15 protein-coding genes are annotated in these 19,880 nt (G+C 63.3%); 3 read left to right on the top strand and 12 right to left on the bottom strand.

The features are described 5' to 3' along the window. Positions 1–42 precede the first annotated feature (42 nt). From MKZ91_RS22080 to mutS, 4 genes are all read right to left on the bottom strand, one after another. Entirely contained in the window at positions 43–435 is a 393-nt protein-coding gene (locus MKZ91_RS22080) for a VOC family protein (RefSeq protein WP_336173180.1), read from the bottom strand. Beyond that, positions 435–2,039 (bottom strand): murein biosynthesis integral membrane protein MurJ, encoded by a 1,605-nt coding sequence (gene murJ, locus MKZ91_RS22075; RefSeq protein ID WP_336173179.1) that lies wholly within the window; start codon positions 2,037–2,039, stop codon positions 435–437. Before murJ ends, MKZ91_RS22080 begins: the two co-directional genes overlap by 1 nt. After that, on the bottom strand, positions 2,036–4,879 hold the full coding sequence (locus MKZ91_RS22070; protein WP_336173178.1) for a [protein-PII] uridylyltransferase: 2,844 nt from the start codon (positions 4,877–4,879) through the stop codon (positions 2,036–2,038). The genes murJ and MKZ91_RS22070 overlap by 4 nt, the downstream gene beginning before the upstream one ends. A 202-nt stretch (positions 4,880–5,081) precedes the next feature. Then, positions 5,082–7,826, bottom strand: a complete 2,745-nt coding sequence (gene mutS, locus MKZ91_RS22065; protein WP_336173177.1) for a DNA mismatch repair protein MutS — start codon at positions 7,824–7,826, stop codon at positions 5,082–5,084. Positions 7,827–7,929: 103 nt separating this feature from the next. Here mutS and MKZ91_RS22060 point away from each other — a divergent pair, with 103 nt between their 5' ends. Then, positions 7,930–10,215 carry an NADP-dependent malic enzyme gene (locus MKZ91_RS22060; protein ID WP_336173176.1) on the top strand — a complete coding sequence of 762 codons (2,286 nt, stop codon included), beginning with the start codon at positions 7,930–7,932 and terminating at the stop codon, positions 10,213–10,215. 338 nt (positions 10,216–10,553) lie between these two features. Here MKZ91_RS22060 and MKZ91_RS22055 read toward each other — a convergent pair whose 3' ends face one another. The 5 genes from MKZ91_RS22055 to MKZ91_RS22035 form a co-directional block, all read right to left on the bottom strand. Further along, positions 10,554–11,444, bottom strand: coding sequence for a GNAT family N-acetyltransferase (locus MKZ91_RS22055; protein WP_336173175.1), 891 nt, complete (start codon positions 11,442–11,444; stop codon positions 10,554–10,556). A gap of 121 nt (positions 11,445–11,565) precedes the next feature. After that, positions 11,566–13,839 carry a hybrid sensor histidine kinase/response regulator gene (locus MKZ91_RS22050; RefSeq protein WP_336173174.1) on the bottom strand — a complete coding sequence of 758 codons (2,274 nt, stop codon included), beginning with the start codon at positions 13,837–13,839 and terminating at the stop codon, positions 11,566–11,568. A 55-nt stretch (positions 13,840–13,894) separates the two neighbouring features. Continuing rightward, the gene (gene lspA, locus MKZ91_RS22045; protein WP_336173173.1) at positions 13,895–14,386 is read right to left on the bottom strand and encodes a signal peptidase II; all 492 of its coding nucleotides are present in this window, start codon (positions 14,384–14,386) and stop codon (positions 13,895–13,897) included. Continuing rightward, entirely contained in the window at positions 14,383–15,243 is an 861-nt protein-coding gene (locus tag MKZ91_RS22040) for a TrmH family RNA methyltransferase (protein WP_336173172.1), read from the bottom strand. Before MKZ91_RS22040 ends, lspA begins: the two co-directional genes overlap by 4 nt. Continuing rightward, on the bottom strand, positions 15,240–16,394 hold the full coding sequence (locus MKZ91_RS22035; protein ID WP_336173171.1) for a class I SAM-dependent rRNA methyltransferase: 1,155 nt from the start codon (positions 16,392–16,394) through the stop codon (positions 15,240–15,242). Before MKZ91_RS22035 ends, MKZ91_RS22040 begins: the two co-directional genes overlap by 4 nt. Before the next feature lie 207 nt (positions 16,395–16,601). Here MKZ91_RS22035 and MKZ91_RS22030 point away from each other — a divergent pair, with 207 nt between their 5' ends. Beyond that, the gene (locus MKZ91_RS22030) at positions 16,602–17,060 is read left to right on the top strand and encodes an SRPBCC family protein (protein ID WP_336173170.1); all 459 of its coding nucleotides are present in this window, start codon (positions 16,602–16,604) and stop codon (positions 17,058–17,060) included. Positions 17,061–17,110: 50 nt separating this feature from the next. Here MKZ91_RS22030 and MKZ91_RS22025 read toward each other — a convergent pair whose 3' ends face one another. The 3 genes from MKZ91_RS22025 to sppA form a co-directional block, all read right to left on the bottom strand. Continuing rightward, entirely contained in the window at positions 17,111–17,455 is a 345-nt protein-coding gene (locus tag MKZ91_RS22025; RefSeq protein ID WP_336173169.1) for a DUF1049 domain-containing protein, read from the bottom strand. A 93-nt stretch (positions 17,456–17,548) separates the two neighbouring features. Next, positions 17,549–17,851, bottom strand: coding sequence for an integration host factor subunit beta (locus tag MKZ91_RS22020; protein WP_057247998.1), 303 nt, complete (start codon positions 17,849–17,851; stop codon positions 17,549–17,551). Between the two features lie 130 nt (positions 17,852–17,981). Next, entirely contained in the window at positions 17,982–18,941 is a 960-nt protein-coding gene (gene sppA, locus MKZ91_RS22015) for a signal peptide peptidase SppA (RefSeq protein WP_336173168.1), read from the bottom strand. A 263-nt stretch (positions 18,942–19,204) separates the two neighbouring features. Between sppA and lptC the strand changes: the two genes are divergently transcribed. Continuing rightward, complete coding sequence (lptC, locus tag MKZ91_RS22010) at positions 19,205–19,873, top strand: LPS export ABC transporter periplasmic protein LptC (RefSeq protein ID WP_336173286.1); 669 nt, start codon at positions 19,205–19,207, stop codon at positions 19,871–19,873. The last annotated feature ends 7 nt before the right edge of the window (positions 19,874–19,880 follow it).

Below are 19,880 nucleotides of genomic sequence, written 5' to 3'. Positions count from 1 at the left end.
CACGGCGGACGAAGGGCAATCAAGAGGCCGGCTACGACCCGCTCATCCCGCCGGTTGCAACAGATCCCAGTGATTGCCGAACGGGTCGCTGAAGACGGCGACCGTACCGTAGGGTTCGTGGCGCGGCTCCTCCAGGAAGACAACGCCTTCAGCCAGCATCGCCGCATGATCGCGGGCAAAATCGTCGGTGAAGAGGAAGAAACCGACACGGCCGCCGGTCTGGTTGCCGATCGCCGCCTGCTGGCGCTCGCCGTCAGCCTTGGCCAGAAGAAGCGCGGTCTCGACCGCGCCCTTCGGACGGACAACGACCCAGCGCTTGCTTTCGTCGAGAATGGTGTCTTCCAGGAGGTCGAAGCCGAGCTTGCCACAGTAAAAGGTGATGCCGGCGTCGTAATCCGGCACGACCAGTGCAATGCGGGCGATCGTCTGGCGCATCAGTCGTTTGCCTCCGGGGTTGCTGCAGGCTCCGCCGGCGCTTTTGCCTTGCGCTTGACGCTGCGGCGGATCATGCCGAGGCTGGCGCCGCCGAGGCCGAAGGCGAGCGCGAAATAGATCACCATGGCCGCGGCGACCAGACCGAACACGGTCGTTGCCCGGGTGACGAGCGACGCTGCGGACGAAAGCTCGAAGGCGAACCAGCCGATGGCAAAATAGAGTGCGACAGCCATGCCGGCTGCCGCGATGACGAGCCGCGGGATGCGGGTAAGCAACGGGATATCCCGGCCCCAATGGCCGCGCCAGACAAGCGTCGCAAACAAGAGCACGGCGTTCACCCAGCCGGCGACGATTTCGGCCGTTGCAATGCCGCTTGCCCCGAGCCTTGGAAACAGCGTGAGCGCCAGGGACACGTTCACGACGACGGAAATCGCCGCAAAGATCATCGGCGTGCGGGTATCCTCGCGCGCGAAAAAGCCTGGAATGAAGGCCTTGATCAGCACGAAGGCCGGCAGACCGAGGCCATAGATCGCCAGGATATGGCCGACGATGACGGTCGAGTCCGGCGAGAACTTGCCGCGCTCGAATAAGAGGCGAACGATCGGCTCGGACATCACGAGTAGCGCTGCCGCCGCCGGCAGCGTCAGGAACAGCGTGAACTCGACCGAGCGGTTCTGCAGGTTCGACGCCTCGTTGAGATTGCCGGAGCGAAGTGCGCGGGCCAGTTCCGGCAAAAGCACGGTCGCCACCGCGATGCCGACAACGCCGAGCGGAAGCTGGTAGATACGGTCAGCATAGACCAGCGACGAAACCGCGCCTTCGCTGCCCGAGGCGATGTTGGTGTTGATCAAGAGGTTGATCTGGGTGATGCCGCCGGTGATCGCTGCCGGCAGGGCGAGCACCAGCAGGCGCTTGACGCTCGCCGTCAGCCTCGGGCGGCGCAGGCCGATCTTGATGCCGGCGTCGCGCACGGCAATCCAGACGATCGCCAGCTGCACCAGGCCGGCCGCCATGACACCCCAGGAAAGCGCGTAGCCAACCGCGACCGGATCCTGGCCCGCATACCAGGCATAGGCCAGCACGCCGATCAGGATGACGTTGAGGAAGACAGGCGCAATCGCTGCCGCGAAGAAGCGGTGCAGCGAGTTCAGCATGCCGCCCATCATCGCTGCCAGCGACATGCAGGCGAGATAGGGGAACATGATGCCTGCAAAGACGATGGTATTGCCGAGCTTTTCCGGATCGTCGGCAAAACCGGGCGCGATCAGGTTGCTGACGATGAAGGGCATCGTCAGTTCCATTGCGATCGTCAGGAACAGAAGCACGGTGAAGAGGACGCCGAAGACTTCCTCGGAAAAACGCCGAGCGCCCTCCATGCCGTTCGCCTCGATCTCCTTGGCGAACAGCGGCACGAAGGCAGAGTTGAACGCCCCTTCTGCGAACAGCCGGCGGAAGGTGTTGGGCAGGCGAAAGGCGGTATTGAAAGCATCGGCGACCGGACCTGTGCCGAGCGCTGCCGCCATGAAGGTTTCACGGATGAAGCCGAACAGGCGGCTCCCGAGCGTGGCGCCGCCGACGGTTGCAAATTTCTTGACCAGACTCATGTTTCGGCTTTTGTGGTTTTTTGAGCAGAGGATGCGCCTGTTGCCGGCGCTATGATGCCGGAAGGCATGCGATCGCGAGCCTCGTCGCTCTCGCCGGCCATGACGGCCTTCAGGCGGGCGACGGTGTTCATCTGCCGGTTTTCACTCGTCACCTTCTGGCCGACGAGATCAGTGACGTAAAAGGTATCGATGACCTTTTCGCCGAAGGTGGTGATGTGGGCTGAAGCGATGTCGAGCGAGAGGTCGGACAGCACCGCGGTGATCTCGGACAACAGGCCCGGACGGTCGAGACCCTCGACCTCGATGACCGTGAACTTGTTGGACAGCGAGTTGCTGATCGTGACTTCCGGCGTCACGGTGAAGGCCTTGGTGCGCTTCTTCACCTTCGTGCGGCTGGCGATCACTTCGGGCAGGCGCTTGCGGCCTGCGAGCACGTCCTCGATCAGCTTGCCGATGCTGGCGGCCCGGCGCGTCTCGTCACCGTCGACCGCGAATTCGCGGTTGATCAGGATCGTGTCCAGCGCGCGACCGTCGGAGGTGGTGAAGATCTGCGCGTCGACGATGTTGGCGCCGGCGGCCGCACAGGCGCCGGCGATCACGGTCAGAAGTCGCGGATGGTCGGGCGAAAGCACCGTGATTTCGGTAATCGCGTGGAACTGGTGCGTGCGCACCATCGTCGCCAGCGCCTTGCCGGCGGCATCGGCCTCGCGGATGAAGCGGGCATGGCGCACCTGGTCTTCCAGCGCCACGGTCAGCAGATAGGGCTGGTAGTGGAGGCGCACGTAGGCGTCACGTTCCTTTTCCGGCCAGTCGGTCAGTGCCTCGCCCAGCATGGTTGCAGCATGGGCGGCGCGTTCCTTGCGCGACAGCTCGGAGAAGCCGCCCGACAACAGGAGTTCGGTCTCGTAGTAGAGGGTGCGCAGCAACTGACCCTTCCAGCCGTTCCAGACGCCCGGACCAACCGCGCGGATATCGCAGACCGTCAGCACCAGCAGCATCTTCAACCGGTCGAGCGACTGCACCCGCTCGGCGAAATCGACGATCGTCTTGCGGTCGTTGAGGTCGCGGGTCTGGGCGACCATCGACATCAGCAGGTGCTCCTCGATCAGCCAGGCGACGAGCTCCGTCTGCTTCGGCGACAGGCCGAAGCGCGGGCAGAGCTTGCGCGCCACCTTGGCGCCGGCGATCGAGTGGTCCTCCGGTCGGCCCTTGGCGATATCGTGCAAGAGCACGGCGACATAGAGCGCCTCGCGCTCCTCGATCCCCGGCATCAGCTTGGCGACCAGCGGATGCGCCTCTTCCTCGATGCCGCCCTCGATGCGCGAGAGCACGTCGACGGTGCGCAAGAGGTGCTCGTCAACGGTGTAGTGATGATACATGTTGAACTGCATCATCGAGACGATCTTGCCGAAATCCGGGATGAAGCGGCCAAGCACGCCCGCCTCATTCATGCGCCTGAGGATCAGTTCCGGCTTGCGGCGCGAGGTCAGGATCGACAGGAAGAGACGGTTCGCCTCCTCGTTCTCGCGAAGAGCCGGCGTGATGAGGCTCAGCGACCGCGTCAGCTGGCGCAGTGCCGCCGGATGGAATTCGAGGCCGTTGATGTCGGCGATGTGGAAGAAGCGGATCAGGTTGACCGGGTCGCGCTTGAAGACGTCGGGGCTCGCAAGCGCGATGCGGCCGCCGTCGTCGACGAAATCCAGCGTGCCGGCGATCTTGCGGCTGCGGTGGGTGAAGCGGCCGATCAGGCCGGAAATGCCCGGCGCATCCTTCGCCTGCTGGTCCTCAAGCGCGGCGCAGAAAATGCGGGTGAGGTCGCCGACGTCTTTCGCTACCAGGAAGAAATGCTTCATGAAGCGTTCGACGGCGGAGAGGCCGGGGTGGTCGTGGTAGCCGAGCGCCTCGGCGATCTCGCGCTGGATGTCGAAGGAGAGCCGTTCCTCAGCCTTGCCGGTCAAGAAATGCATGTGGCAGCGCACGGCCCAAAGGAAATCCTCGGCCTTCTGGAAGAGCTTGTATTCCCTGCGCGACAGGACGCCAAGCTTGACCAGGTCGGCCGTGTCCTTGAGCCTGTAGAAGTACTTGGCGATCCAGAACAGCGTGTGCAGGTCGCGAAGACCGCCCTTGCCTTCCTTGACGTTGGGCTCGACGAGATAACGCGTGTCGCCGGCCTTGCGGTGGCGCTCGTCGCGCTCGGCAAGCTTGGCGGCGATGAAATCCGGGCCGGTGTTGCGGACGATTTCGTGGTCGAAGCGCGTCTCCAGTTCGGCGCAGAGCGTCTGCGAGCCGTAGATGTAGCGGGTCTCGAGGATGGCGGTGCGGATCGTCATGTCGGCGCGCGACAGGCGAATGCACTCGTCGATGGTACGGGTGGCATGGCCGACCTTGAAGCCGAGGTCCCACAGGATGTAGAGCATGAACTCGATCGCCGGCTCGGCCCAGACGGCCTTCTTGACCGGCAACAGGAACAGAAGGTCGATGTCGGAACCCGGCGCCAGTGTGCCGCGACCGTAACCACCGACCGCCGTGATGGCGATGCGGGACGCCGGCAGCGCATTGGCCGCATCGAAGATCTCGTTCAGCACGAAATCATGCAGCACGGTGATCAGCTGATCCTGCAGCCAGGAAATACGCTCGGCGCAGAGAATGCCGGCGCCGTCGGCGTAAAACAGCTCGCGCGCCTTGGCGCGACCGGCGATGTTCGCCTGCTTGAACGCGGCAAGCAGCGCCTGGCGCATCGGCTCACGCTGCTCGGCATGGGCCGAGGCGATGAAGTCGCATTTCGCCCGGAGCGCTGCGACGTCGAGGATTTCGGGATAGAAGGTTTCGTGTCTGCCCATGAAGTGCCGAGGGGCGTCCTGTCCGACTGGTTGCGTGGTCCGCTCAATGAAGAGCGCTCCTGCATGCTCCCATCCGATCAAGGCCGAACCGGGACCGTGCAGCATTTCAAGTTACTACCGGCTCATCGCCGCGCCCTGAGGAAGGCGCGCGGCGCTGTATAGCCTTTTTCACCGACACATGCACAGCAAAAACCGAAAGCCGCTACCGGGCGTTCAGTTCCTTTTTCAAGGCGTAGAGCGCGTCGAGCGCCTCGCGCGGCGTCATGTCGTCGGGGTTGAGCGCCTTCAGCGCCTCGTCAACCCTGGAGTTGCCGGCGGGCTTTGCCTCTTCACGGCGGATCGCCACCTGGAACAGCGGCAGATCGTCGATCAGCTGGCTTGCCGGGTTCTTGCGGTCGGCGTCCTCGAGCTTGGCGAGCACATCCTTGGCCCGGGCGACCACCGAAGCGGGAAGACCAGCCAGACGGGCGACCTGGATGCCATAGGACCGGTCGGCAGCACCGGGGCCGACTTCGTGCAGGAAGATCACGTCGCCATGCCATTCCTTGACGCGCATCGTTGCGTTCGAGAGGCGCGCGAGCTTTTCCGAAAGCACGGTCAGCTCATGGAAGTGGGTGGCAAACAGGCCGCGGCAGCGATTGGCCTCGTGCAGATGCTCGACGGCCGCCCAGGCGATCGACAGACCGTCGAAGGTGGCGGTGCCGCGGCCAATCTCGTCGAGGATCACCAGCGAACGGTCGGTTGCCTGGTTGAGGATCGCCGCGGTCTCGACCATCTCGACCATGAAGGTCGAGCGGCCGCGCGCCAGGTCGTCCGAGGCGCCGACGCGGGAAAAGAGCCGATCGACGATGCCGATATGGGCGCTCGTCGCCGGCACGAAGGTGCCCATCTGCGCCATGATCGCAATCAGTGCATTCTGGCGCAAGAAGGTCGACTTACCGCCCATGTTCGGACCGGTGAGCAGCCAGATCGCCCCGCCCTCCTCGCCTTCCGGCGGCGAGAGATCGCAACCATTGGCGACAAAGGCATTGGCGGCCTGGCGCTTCAGCGCCTGTTCGACCACCGGATGGCGGCCGCCATCGATCGCAAACATGCGCGAGCGGTCGACGGTGGGCCTTGCATAGGCCTGCTCCTCGGCAAGCACGGCAAGGCCGACCGAGACGTCGACGGTCGCCAGCGCGAGCGCCGCCGCCTTCAGCACCTCCGCCGAGGCTACGACCTCCGCCGTCATCGCGTCGAAGGCCTCGAGCTCGATCGACAGCGCCCGGTCGGCGGCATTGGCGATCTTGCTTTCGAGTTCTGCCAGTTCCGTCGTGGTGAAGCGCATCGCGTTCGCCATGGTCTGGCGATGGATGAAGCGGGCGCGGCCGGTATCGGTGTCCGTCATCGAGCCGGCATTGCCGGCGGTCACTTCGATGAAGTAGCCGAGCACGTTGTTGTGCTTGATCTTCAGCGACTTGATGCCGGTCTCTTCGGAATACTGCAGCTGCAGCCCGGCGATCACCCGGCGCGACTGGTCGCGCAGCCCTCGGACTTCGTCAAGCTCGGCGTTCGCGCCTTCGCATACGAAGCCGCCATCGCGCTTCAGAAGTGGCAGTTCCTCGCCAAGTGTGGCGTCAAGCAGGCCAAGCAGGCCCGCCGGCAGCGCATCGATCGCGCCTCGCGCTTCCTTCAGCTCATCCGATAGCGTACCGGCCGCCATCAGCCGCGAGATCGAGGCAGACGCATGCAAGCCCGCCTGGATGGCACCAAGGTCGCGGGGGCCACCGCGGCCGAGCGCCAGCCGCGACAGCGCACGCGGCATATCCGGCGCGCGTCGGAGCGCGTCGCGGAGATCACCGCTGAACGACGGCTGGTCCGCCAGGATCTCGATCGAATCGAGACGCTGGTTGATGCGATCCGGGTCGGTCAACGGCGACATCAGCCGCTCGGCCAGAAGCCGGGCGCCGCCGCTCGTCACCGTGCGGTCAAGCGCCTTCAAGAGGGTTCCTTCGCGCGCACCGGAGAGCGTCTTGACGAGCTCCAGATTGCCGCGGGTCGCCGGATCGATGAACAGCGTCGAAGCGGCACTTTCGCGCTCGGGCGTACCAAGCGCCGGGCGCTCGGCAAGCTGGGTCTTTTCGACATAGGAGATCGCCGCGGACGCTGCCGCAAGCTCAGCGCGCGAAAAGGTGCCGAAGCCGTCGAGCGTCTTGACGCCGAAATAGCGGGCAATGCGCCCCTCGGCCGTCGCGCTGTCGAAGAGCACTGCCGGCTGCGGCACGGCGACGCGACCGAGAACGTCGAAGACAGGCCTTAATTCAGGGTCGTGAAACACCGTGTCGGCGAGGATCAGCTCGCGCGGCTCGATGCGCAGGATATCGGCAAGCAGCCGGCTTTCGGCGGTCTCGGCGAGCCGGAAGATGCCGGTGGAAATGTCGATCCAGGCAAGCGCATAGGCGGGCTCCGAGCCGCTTTTGATCCGCGCCAGCGCCATCAGGTAATTGGTCTCGGACGGAGAGAGCAGTTTCTCCTCGGTGATCGTTCCGGGGGTGACCAGACGCACGACGTCGCGGCGGACGACCGACTTGCTGCCGCGCTTCTTGGCCTCTGCGGGGTCTTCCACCTGCTCGCAGACGGCAACGCGGAAGCCGAGCCCAATCAGCTTCTGCAGGTAATCGTCGGCGGCATGCACCGGCACGCCGCACATCGGGATTTCCTGACCCATGTGCTGGCCGCGCTTGGTCAACGTGATGCCGAGTGCGCGAGACGCTTCGACCGCGTCCTGGAAGAACAGCTCGTAGAAATCGCCCATGCGATAGAACAGCAGCGAATCCGGGTTGTTCGCTTTGATTTCGATAAACTGTTCCATCATCGGCGTCGCGGTGGAACGGCTTTCCTCGCTCGCCAGTTCGGCTGCGGATAGAACCTCCCCGGCGCGGGTCGAATAGTCTGTCACGAAATTCATGATTGTTCCGAAAAAAGAGATGGCACACTATCGCCAAGCAATTGTAGACGACAACCATAAAGAGGCGCGCCGCAAGGCTCGCCCACAGGAGGATAGAGGAAACATGCCGGCCACCGACAAGACCGATCGCACAATGACGAGCGTCACCGCGCAGGAAGCGCTTGATTTTCACTCGCAGGGTCGTCCCGGAAAGCTGGAGATCTCTCCCACCAAGGCGATGGCCACCCAGCGCGACCTGTCGCTCGCCTACTCGCCGGGCGTTGCCGTACCGGTAAAGGCAATCGCCGAGGACCCGAACACCGCCTATGACTATACCACGCGCGGCAACATGGTCGCCGTGATCTCGAACGGCACCGCCATTCTCGGCCTCGGCAATCTCGGAGCGCTTGCCTCCAAGCCGGTCATGGAAGGCAAGTCGGTGCTGTTCAAGCGCTTCGCCGACGTCGATTCGATCGACCTTGAGGTCGATACCGAGAACGTCGACGAGTTCATCAACTGCGTGCGCTTCCTCGGCCCCTCTTTCGGCGGCATCAACCTTGAAGATATCAAGGCGCCGGACTGTTTCATCATCGAGCAGAAGCTGCGCGAGGTCATGGACATCCCGGTGTTCCACGACGACCAGCACGGCACGGCGATCATCGCGGCTGCCGGCCTCATCAATGCGCTGGCGCTGACCGGTCGCGACTTCAAGACGACAAAGCTCGTCTGCAACGGCGCAGGCGCTGCCGCCATCGCCTGTATCGAGCTCATCAAGTCGATGGGCTTCGCCTCGGAAAACATCATCCTGTGTGACACCAAGGGCGTGATCTTTGAAGGTCGCACCGAGGGCATGAACCAATGGAAGTCGGCGCATGCGGTCAAGACCGACCGCCGCACGCTCGCCGAAGCGATGGACGGCGCCGACGTGGTCTTCGGCCTCTCGGCCAAGGGGGCGCTGTCGGAAGACATGGTGCGCTCGATGGCACCGCGGCCGATCATCTTCGCCATGGCCAACCCGGACCCGGAAATCACCCCGGAAGAAGTGGCCCGCATCCGTGACGACGCGATCGTTGCCACGGGCCGTTCGGACTATCCGAACCAGGTCAACAACGTGCTCGGCTTCCCCTATATCTTCCGTGGCGCGCTCGACGTGCGCGCGACGACGATCAACGACGAGATGAAGATCGCGGCGGCACAAGCGCTGGCAAGCCTTGCCAAGGAAGACGTGCCTGATGACGTCGCCGCCGCCTACCAGGGCAACCGGCCGCGCTTCGGGCCGCAATACATCATTCCGGTTCCCTTCGATCCGCGCCTGATCTCGGCGATCCCGATGGCGGTCGCCAAGGCGGCGATCGAAAGCGGCGTCGCCCGCAAGCCGATCACCGATCTTGAAGCCTACGGCCGCCAGCTTTCCGCCCGGCGCGACCCGATCGCCTCGACGCTGCAGCGCATCTACGAGCGCGTCCGGCGTCAGCCGAAGCGCATCGTCTTTGCCGAAGGCGAAGAGGTGCAGGTCATGCGCTCGGCGATCGCCTATGCCAACCAGCAGCTCGGCACCGCCATCCTGCTTGGCCGCGAGGAGCGCATGCGCGAGACGGCGGAGCGCGAAGGCATCGACCTCGACCGGCCGGGCATCCAGATCGTCAATGCGCGGCTGTCGAAGCGCGTCAGCGCCTATACCGACTATCTCTACGCCCGCCTGCAGCGGAAGGGGTTCCTATTCCGCGACGCCCAGCGCCTGATCAACAACGACCGCAACCACTTCGCCGCCTGCATGGTGGCGCTCGGTGACGCCGACGGCATGGTCACGGGTCTCACCCGTAACTACTCGACGGCGCTCGAGGACGTGCGCCGCTGCATCGATCCGAAGCCCGGCCATCGCGTCATCGGCGTGTCGATCGCGCTCTGCCGCGGTCGCACCGTGCTCGTCGCCGACACCGCCGTGCATGACATGCCAACGGCGGAAGAACTGGCAGAAATCGCCGAGGAAGCCGCAGGCCTCGCGAAACGGCTTGGCTATGTGCCGCGCGTGGCGATGCTTGCCTATTCCACCTTCGGCCACCCCTCGGGCGAACGGTCCGAGCGTGTGCGCGAAGCGGTCAACATCCTCGACAAGCGCCGCGTCGATTTCGAATATGACGGCGAAATGGCCGCCGACGTGGCTCTCAATCCGAAGGTGATGGAGCAGTATCCGTTCTGCCGTCTTTCGGGCACGGCGAACGTGCTCGTCATGCCGGCGTTCCACTCGGCATCGATCTCGACCAAGATGCTGCAGGAACTCGGCGGCTCGACCGTGATCGGTCCCCTGCTCGTGGGCCTCGACAAATCGGTTCAGATCGTCTCGATGTCGGCGAAGGATTCCGACATCGTCAACATGGCGGCGATCGCGGCCTACAACGCCGGCATGTAACCTCGATACATGTGCCAATTTGGCGCACATCCGGATCCAAACTGAACCGGATGTGCGCCACTAGTAACGTTTCGGGACAATTCGTAAAAGAAGAGCTCGCATCTCCTGGGAAGGAAGGGGCGAGCTCAGCATTAGGCAACAGATCTACGTCTTAGGTAATGAAAGACGGAGGGTTTAGGACTTTATGCCGGCCGATCCCCGGAAAAGATCGGCCATTCCTCCGTATTTTATTTATTTTCTCGTCATGAAATTAGAGAAGAACTTGACAATACAAGTCTCTCTTTCGACGCCGAAAGTCAAACTCGTCATTAATATTTGGTTAACCCGACAGTCGCCTGTCAGGAGACGGAGCCCGCGAACCGCCCCGCATCGGCGCCGTAATAGTTGAGGTAGCGGCCGGAAATATTACTGATCGGCAGTACGATCAGAACGTCGGTCGTGCGGAAGGCATGATCGACCACGGCACCGTCACCCACCATGGCGCCCAGGCGCATGTAGCCCTTGATCAGCGGCGGCAGGGCGGCGAGCGCCTTCTTGGCATTGATCGCTTCGGACGGCATAAGGTCCATGGTGCGGTAGAGTTCCGGACGGGCACTGACGGCCCACTCGTCGCGCGCACGGATATTGTGGTGCAGGAAGGAAAGCGCCAGCGCATGCTCGGCCGGGACCACGCCCGGGAACGAGCCGCAGCCGAACATGGCATCCATGCCGTATTTGAGGGCGTAGGCCCAGTTTCCCTGCCAGAGCAGTTCGACCGTTCTCTTGGTGCGGTACTCCGGCAGGACGCAGGAGCGACCCAGCTCCATGAAACGCTTGGTTGGGTGGCGGGCGAGAAGCGCGTCGATCGCAAATTCGGACGCGGAATAGAAACCGCCGGAGCGCTCCGCCACGTCCTGGCGCAGCAGCCGGTAGGTGCCGACGATCTGATCTTCGGCGTCGCCCTCGATCGAGGTATCCAGAACCAGGAGGTGATCGCAGATCGCGTCCCAGCTGTCGACGTCGCGCTTGCGACGGTCGGCCTCGGGCGCCACCTGCGCCTTCATCTCTTCAACAAAGACCTTGTAGCGAACAGCCTGCGCTGCATCGATCTCCGACGCGGTGCGGGCAAGGCGCGTTTCAAGGTTGGCTATCCGGCCAAGGACGTCGGTTGCCGGTGCGGCAGCCTTCTTGCCGATACAAGCCTGAGAAGTGTCAACCACGTTCGCCGAATCCAGTAGCTCGATGGTCATCCGCGTCATCCCGAATCAAATTCTGTCTGCCGGGCTTAGACCACGTTTCTGCAACAACATAGTGACATGAAAGCCGTGTACAACCCCCGCTCCGGCATAGATACCGTTAGCGTCGCCGGCGTTACCGTTTGCGCAGCAGGCGCGCGATTTCGGACGTCAGCAGTTGCGGGTCGGCCGGCTTCGGCAGGACGGCATCTGCGCCGGCTGCCATCAGCTTCTCGTGCATGTCGGCGCGCGCGTCGGAGGTCAGCACGATCACCGGCAGCCGTGCCTTCGACCGCGCCGCTTCGTCGGCCCTCAACTCATGGAGCATCGAGAGGCCGTCGCCGCCCGGCATGTTGAGATCGGTGACGAGCAGTTCCGGCAGCGGATGCGCACCGGACCCGCGCAGCGCCTCGCCAACCAGGCCAAAATCACTGACCAGGCGGACCGAATGCCCCGAGCGCTGGAGCACCGTGCGGACGATCAGCGCATTGACCGGATCGTCCTCGGCCAGGAGGATTCCACTGGCCTCACTACGGACGGGAGCGGTGGTTGGCTCCTCCCGCAGGACCGGACGGTTGTCGTTGATGGCATCGCGTTTTTCGATGCCCTTCAAGCGACCGAGCAGCACTTCGACCAGGGACTTTTCGCGCAAGGGGCGGATCAACCAGGCCTCATAGCCATCCATCTGATTGACTGGGTGGCTGTTGCGTTCCTCGGGATTGATCAGATAGGTGCGCCGCACGTCCAGCCGGGCTATCGTCGGCTGCAGGGACACGAGCTGTTTGTAGAGCTGGGCATGGCGGTGGTCGACGATCACGTCGGTAAGGGACGGACCTCCCGCGAGCGCATCCGACAACACATGCTGCGCTGCGGCCAGTGTTGTTGCGCGGTGGCACCGACCGCCGAGTGTGGCGATGGTGGCCGCAAGTGCCGCTGAGGCCGGTCCTTCGGGGGCCATGACCAGAACGTGCGAACCGGCAAGGCAGGATCGGCGCTCCGGGGCGACGGCTTCGATCTCAGCAAAGGGCAAGCGGATCTCGAAGCGGCTGCCGCGGCCCGGCGCGCTCGCAGCCGTCAGGCTGCCGCCGCAGGCCTGCATGATCCGCCGGGAGATGGCGAGGCCGAGGCCGGTACCCTTGGCGCGCTGCTCCTCGTTTCCGGCCTGCTCGAACTCCTCGAAGATGCGCTTCAGATCCTCAGGCGACATGCCCGGGCCGGTGTCGTCGATACGGATGCGCACGCTGTCGTCGACCGTATCGGCACTGACCATGACGCCGCCGACCTCGGTAAACTTCACCGCATTGCCGATGACGTTGAAAAGCACCTGACGCAGCCGCGCGGCATCGAACGCCATCAGCGCCGGCACATCGACGCTGACGGTGGCGCCAATTTCGATGCCCTTTTCATGGGCGCGGTTGGACAGCATTTCCACCACGCTCTCGATGACGCCGCGCGGATCCTGGTGGCTCGGGCGAAACTGGAAGCGACCGACCGACAACGACGAGAAATCGATCAGATCCTCGACCAGCTGCACCAGCGCATGGCCGGACTGCTGCATGCCGGCAAGATAGTTCTTCTGCTCGCTCGACAGCCGGGTCTGACCGAGCAGATGGCTCATGCCGAGAATGCCTGATAGCGGCGTGCGAACCTCATGGCTGACAGTGGCAAGCAGCCGCGACTTTGCCTGGCTCGCTTCTTCGGCACGCCTGCGCGCCGCTTCGCGCTCGCGCGCCGCCCTCGCCTCTTCGGTGATGTCGCGGGCGATGCTGTGGCGCATCAGCTTACCGCTTGCCGGGTCGCGGGCGATCACGTCGTGCCAGTCATAAAGCCGGATACCGTCCGCGGCTGCGATCCGCACCAGGTAATGATTGGGAGCCACCTTCGGTTCGAAACTCAGCCCCAGGGCCGCACAGGTCAGGCCGCGAACATCGGCATGGCCACAGGCCTGATGAAAAACCTGGTTGGCGTGGACGATCTTTCCATCCATGCCGCGCATGATTGCAAGGTCCCCGAGGGCATCATGGATGGTCGACAAAAGCGCCGAGGTTTCGGAGCGGTGCCAATCCTTGTCCCGGTTGATTTCGTCGCCTGGGTGGCCGCCATCGAACGACCGCATGGCTTCGACGGCAAGCAGGAGCGCGCCGACGACGCCGGCCGCGGCGATCGCTGCGGAAAACAGGTAGAAGCCGGCGCTGATGCCGATCACAAGGATAAGGACCGAGGCGGTGAGGCCGAGCAGGGCGAGGGAAGCCCGGTTCACGACCCGACGCTTGGAAGCGACGGGCGCTTCAGCTGGCCGCTCGGCCAAGATCTCGGCCCGGCGCGGGGGCTGCGGCGACACGTCAGCCGTCCCGGCTTCCTTTCCGAAGCCGGATTCGATCCGCTCTAGCAGTCGTGACGGTTCGCTCATGCCAACCGGCTAACACGGCAAGCCTTCCGAATGGCTTCAACGCATCGGTAAAAACTTAACGATCGGCCTTTTTCGCGTGCAGCAGTTCGTCAAGGATGATGGCGCCGGCCCCGAGGGTGATGAATGTATCGGCGAGGTTGAAGACGGCGAAGGACCACGTCTCGGTGTAGAAGAGAATGTAGTCGATGACGTAACCGAAGAGCAGCCGGTCAACGAGGTTGCCGAGCGCGCCGGCGATGATCAGCGCATAGCCGAAATGGGCGAAGAACCGGTCCTTCGGCGTGCGCTTCCACAGCCAGAGCACGAAGGCGACGACGGTGAGCCGCATGCCGACGATGAACCAGCCCTCCATGCCCGACAGCATCGAGAAGGCGACGCCGTAGTTGTAAGTGCGGTAGAGTGCCAGCATCGGCACGACATGAACCGCCTGATTGAACGGCAGGTAGATCTCGACCAGATACTTGATCACCTGGTCCGCAACGAGGGCGAGAAGGATGAAGACCGCGATCGGGACCGGTCGGGAAAACAGGACCTGCTTCTCGCTCATGCGCGCGCATCCAGTGTCAGCAGGTGGCGGCGCGCTTCAAACAGCATGATGCCGGTGGCGATCGCGAGATTGAGCGAATCTGCAAGACCCGCCTGGGGAATGCGCGCAAGCGCCCCCGCTTCGCGGGCAAGCTCTTCGGGCAGGCCGGCCTGCTCGTTGCCCATCAAGAGCACCACGGGCTTGGACTTGTAATCGATCGTGCGGTAGTCGACCGCACCGGCCAGGTGGGTCGCGACCACCTTCACGCCAGCGGATTTCTGCCAGCGGACAAAGTCCTCGACGCTCGCGCGCGCAACCGGCATCGCAAAGACCGAGCCCATGGTGGCGCGCACGGTCTCGAGCGAGAACGGATCAGTGGTTTCGCCGACAAGAATGATGCCGGAGGCGCCGGCAGCGTCGGCGGTTCGGATGATCGTGCCGAGATTGCCGGGATCGCGAACCCGGTCGAGCGCCACAAAGGTCTGTCCCAATTGCGGATGCAGCTCTTTCAGCGACTGGTAGCGCTGCTCGAAGATGCCAACGACCATTTGCGGATTGTCGCGCCGAGTGATCGTCGAGAGCACCTTCTCGCTGACTTCCAGCACCAGGCCGCCCTTGGCGACGGTCTTGGCGGCTACCTGCTCTACATGCGGCTTGCCCTTGGCCGCCTTGGCATAAATCAGCGTCCTGATCTTCCAGCCGAGTTCGAGCGCATCGATCACCAGCTTCAGGCCCTCGGCCATGAAGGACCGCGTCTCGTCGCGGTGCTTCTTCTGCGCCAGCGCGCGGATGTCCTTGATGATCGGATTGGTGAGGCTCGTGACCTCCTTCACCTGTCCGACACGGCCGGCGCCGTGTTCGCTTCTGTTGTTCGTCATTGCGGTACCCAGCGGCTGAAGAGAGAGGTCGAAAGCGCCCTGCCCGGCTCGCGGCCGTCAAGCCCGCCCTCGCGGATGATGAGCTCGCCCGATTCCACTCGACCGCCGCGGCCGCGCATCGTCTCGCGCATCAGTTCATGGATGGAATAGAAGCTCGCCCGAATGGAATAGGCGGTCAGCACCAGGCCGCGCGCCTCCGGCGAGAGGATTTCGCGGCAGATGTCGAGCATTGCCGCCAGGTGGTCGAAGAGCTGCCAGACCTCGCCGTTCGGCCCGCGGCCGAATTTCGGCGGATCGGTGAGGATGATGTCGTAGCGGCTGCCGCGGCGCTCCTCGCGCTGGATGAACTTCATCGCGTCGTCGCAGATCCAGCGGATCGGCAGTTTGTCCGCTCGTGCGAGCTGCTGGTTCTCGCGCGCCCAGCCGATCGCCTTTTTCGAAGCGTCGACATGGGTCACCTCGGCGCCGGCCCTGGCGGCGATCAGCGAGGCGACGCCGGTGTAGCCAAAGAGGTTCAGCACCTTGAGCGGCCGCCCGGCAACCTCAACCTGCTCCTTGACCCAGTTCCAGTGCGCAAGCTGCTCCGGAAAAACGCCGACATGGCGGAACGAAGTGAAGCGGCCGTGAAAATCGGTTCCGAGAAGCTGCATCGGCCAGGTTTCGCCGAGCACGGCGCCCGGAAAGCGCCAACGGCCCATGCCGTCTTCGTCGGTGTCACCGGTGAAGATCGCATCGGCCTTTTCCCAGACGCTGTCCGGCAGGCTGCGCGGCCACAGCGCCTGCGCCTCGGGACGCACGATGCGATAGGGACCGTATTGTTCGAGCTTCTCGCCGGCGCCGCTGTCAATCAGATGATAGCCGGAGGCGCCTGATGTCTCCAGAATGAGTGGCACGCGTTCGGCCGGCTTCTCACCGGTTCGCCGTACGATCACGCGCGTGGGCACCTCCTGCACGGGCTGCTGCCTGGCCGGTTTTTCGCGTTGTTCCGCGCGAAGCGCCGCTGACGGACGCGCAGGCTGTTCCTTGAAGCCTCCGCCCTTGGCCGCGCCCGGACGCTTCTGCTCGTGGCGACCGCCGCCACGCGCCTCGGCGCCGCGACCCTTGGCCGTCGTCACGGAGGCATTTTTCGACCGCCGGTCCTTTTCCTTCACGCTGATATCCCTGGGCTTGCTCGACCATGCGGCGCCTGCCCCCCGAGGATGTCGGATGGGAACGAACGGCCGCCATGACACATGTCGCCGCAGCCCTGCTTGAGCCGCGGCATCTACTGCAGGTGCAAATAGCACCGCTGATGCTCTTGGCAAAGCCGTTTCCGTTTTGCCAAGATCAGTCGTTGAGAAAGTGAGGGAGGAAGGCGCATGGACATGACCGGCGAAGAGCGGATTGCGGCTGGGCGCGACGCGGTTTGGCGCGGCCTCAACGATCCGGATATCCTCAGACGCTGCATCCCCGGATGCCAATCGCTGGAGATGAACTCTCCGACGGAGCTGACCGCCCGGGTCAAGATCAAGATCGGCCCGGTCTCGGCCTCGTTTAGCGGCAACGTGGTCCTGTCAAACCTCAATCCGCCTGAGAGCTACACGATCGCGGGCGAAGGCAAGGGCGGCATTGCCGGCTTTGCCAAGGGCGGTGCCGACGTGACTTTGGCGGAGGACGGCGCGGACACGATCCTGCGCTACGACGTCAAGGCGGAGATCGGCGGCAAGCTCGCCCAGCTCGGCTCGCGGCTCGTCGATTCGACTGCAAAAAAACTGGCGCAACAGTTCTTTGCCGATTTCAGCGCCGCCGTCGGCGGCGGAGCGCAAGCGGCAAGCTGAACGGATGGGCACCGCGCAGACGCTATGCAAGCGGTGGGCGATGTCCAGGCTCAGTTCTGTGGAGCGGCAAGCGTGGCCTGGGTTGCGAGCTTTTCGGCCTGGCTGCGGTGCTTTTCCGCCTCGCGGTGCCATTTCAAAGCTTCGTTTGCTTCATTGCGCGCCCGGCGGCGATACTTGCCCTGGCTGAACCAGGTCGCAGCCGCCCCCAGGATCACGCCGACGATGACGGCGAGGAACAGGAACACGAAGAACGGCGCGCTGACGGAAAGTACACTGTCTTCCGGGCGGAACGGATTGAGCGCCAGCGTCACGCTCTGGCGATTGGCGACGCTGAGCACGATCAGGATCACGCCGACCGGAATGAGAACAACGATGTTGATCAGTTTCTTGAACATTCAATCGCTCCATCTTGGCGGCAACCATCGGCTGTCCGGTGTCCACAAGCGACAACGGGCGCCAATTGCGTCAAAATGCTGACGCGGCGAGGGTCAGTCCTCGTCGTCGCCATTCATGCCGGGATTGAGCCGCTCGCGCAATTCCTTGCCGGTCTTGAAGAACGGCACCCACTTTTCCTCGACGAAAACGGAATCGCCGGTGCGTGGGTTGCGGCCGGAGCGCGAGGGCCGGTTCTTAACGGAGAAGGCGCCGAAGCCGCGCAGTTCAACTCGGTTGCCTGACGCCAGCGCGTCTGTGATCTCATCGAGGACCGCATTGACGATATTCTCGACGTCGCGGTGGTAGAGATGCGGATTGCGAGCTGCAACAATCTGCACCAGTTCTGACTTGATCACTGTCGCCCCCTCATATTCTTGTTTGTTTTGCTTTTTTCGGTCTGCATGGTGACTACCGCAAGGCTGTGGCAGACGCTGCGACGGCGCCGCTACTCCCCCTGCGGTTCAGGCTGGGCATATGTCGCCTTCCTCATTGACCATCAACCTGCCAAACCGAAACAAGACCGTCAAGAAACAACTTGTCGCCCGCAATTTTTTCGAACCCGCTCATCGCCGGAAAAGCGTCATATCCCAACATCTTGATCCAGGTGGCGACCGCTGAGCCGAGGCCGAAAGGCAAGGTTTTGCGTGGCGCTTCCCAGTCGACGATCTGCAGGTCCTTCGACACCTTTTTCTCAACCAGAAAGGCACGAATTTCGTCCTCGCCGCCGAGCGTGTCGACAAGCTTCAACTTCAATGCCTGGCGCCCGGTAAAAATGCGGCCGTCGGCCAGGAGCAGGGCGTCGTCACGCGACAGCTTGCGGCGCTCGGCCACCAGATCGACAAACCAGCCATAGCTGTCGTCGATCATCGCCTGGATCATTGCCTTGGCTTCGTCGCTTGCCGGATGGAAGGGCGACGGCTCCGCCTTGAGCGGCCGTGACTTGATCGATTCCAGCGAAACGCCGATCTTGTCCATCAGGTCCTTGACCTGCGGATACTGGAAAATGACGCCGATCGAGCCGGTGATCGAGCTCTCGCCGGCGACGATCGTGTCGCCGGCAAGCGCGATCATATAGCCGGCGGAAGCGGCAAGCGTGCGGACATCGGAAACGACAGGCTTCTTTGCGGCCACTTTGCGGATGGCCTTGTACAGAACCTCGCCGCCATAGGTGGTGCCGCCCGGGGACGAAATCGTCACCACCAGCGCCTTGACGCTGTCGTTGTCAGCAATCTTCTGCAGGCGCTCGAGGAGCTCGCGGTCGTCCTGGATCAGGCCGGTGATCGTCACGCGCGCCACATGCTGCCGGCTGCGGCCGACATCGTCGGCTGCACCGGACCAGACAAAGACCGCAAGCGCAGCAACAAGAAGCAGGCCGGCCACCACCCAGCGCCAGAAACTCAGCTTGCGTCGCAGACTACGGCGATCGGCAATGGCGAGGTCGTCCATGTGACTTTCTCCCGAAAAGTTGGCGCAGCTTCTGTCAGTTTCCGTGGGAACATGGTATCTGCGCGCGCAGAGGCATATTCCATAAACGCGCTTGGCAACGGTTGAAAGCCGCTGCGGGCGTTTTCGTGCCTCACCCGAGTTTTTTTGCAGCGCCATTGTGCAGCAGCAAAAAATATCCATATTTGCGACGACTTACACCATTGTATGTATATGATCCTTTTGCCGGGTCAGCGATAAGACAGCAAGAAACTGACGGACCATCCATGTTGAATCACGCGCCAGCCCCGGGCATCTTTGCCGATACGGGTGCGAGCTCTGCCGACGCCTATGCGCTCGCCGCGCGGCATTCAGTGCGCGTGCGCCGGCTGAAGGTCATCCTGCCCGTCGTAGCCGGGATCATTGCCGCCGTTTTCGCTGCCGTGTCCTTCGTGAGAGCATTTTTGCCGGACGAACTGCAGCTCGAGGCCGCCACGATCGAGGACGGCAAGATCGTGATGCAGAAACCGGCAATTTCCGGCCGCAACAAGCAGGGCATCAGCTACTCGATGAAAGCGCAGCGCGCGCTCCAGGATATCGCCAATCCCGACATCATCACCCTGCAGACGATCCACGCGGAAATGCCGATGAAGGATCAGCTGATCGCCACCGTGGATGCCACCAACGGCATTTACGACCGCGGCGCAAATACGCTCGACATGAACGCCCCGTTCACCATTTCCGTCAATAATGGCATCAACGCCGACTTTCAGTCGGCCTATCTGGACATCAATGCCGGCGAGATGGAAACGAAGCACCCCGTTGCGATCAGCATGAAGGGCGGTTCGATCATTGCGCAGACGCTGCGAATGACGGATAAGGGACGTATTGTAATATTTGAGGGTATGGTGCGGGTGAACGTCGAGCCTGCCGCCATCCGCAAGAACGCGAAATAGAAACCGG

The sequence above is a fragment of the Ensifer sp. MJa1 genome (assembly GCF_037026475.1).
Lineage (GTDB): Bacteria > Pseudomonadota > Alphaproteobacteria > Rhizobiales > Rhizobiaceae > Ensifer.
The sequence above is the reverse complement of the archived record's forward strand: the minus strand, read 5'-3'. Positions and strand labels throughout refer to the sequence as shown.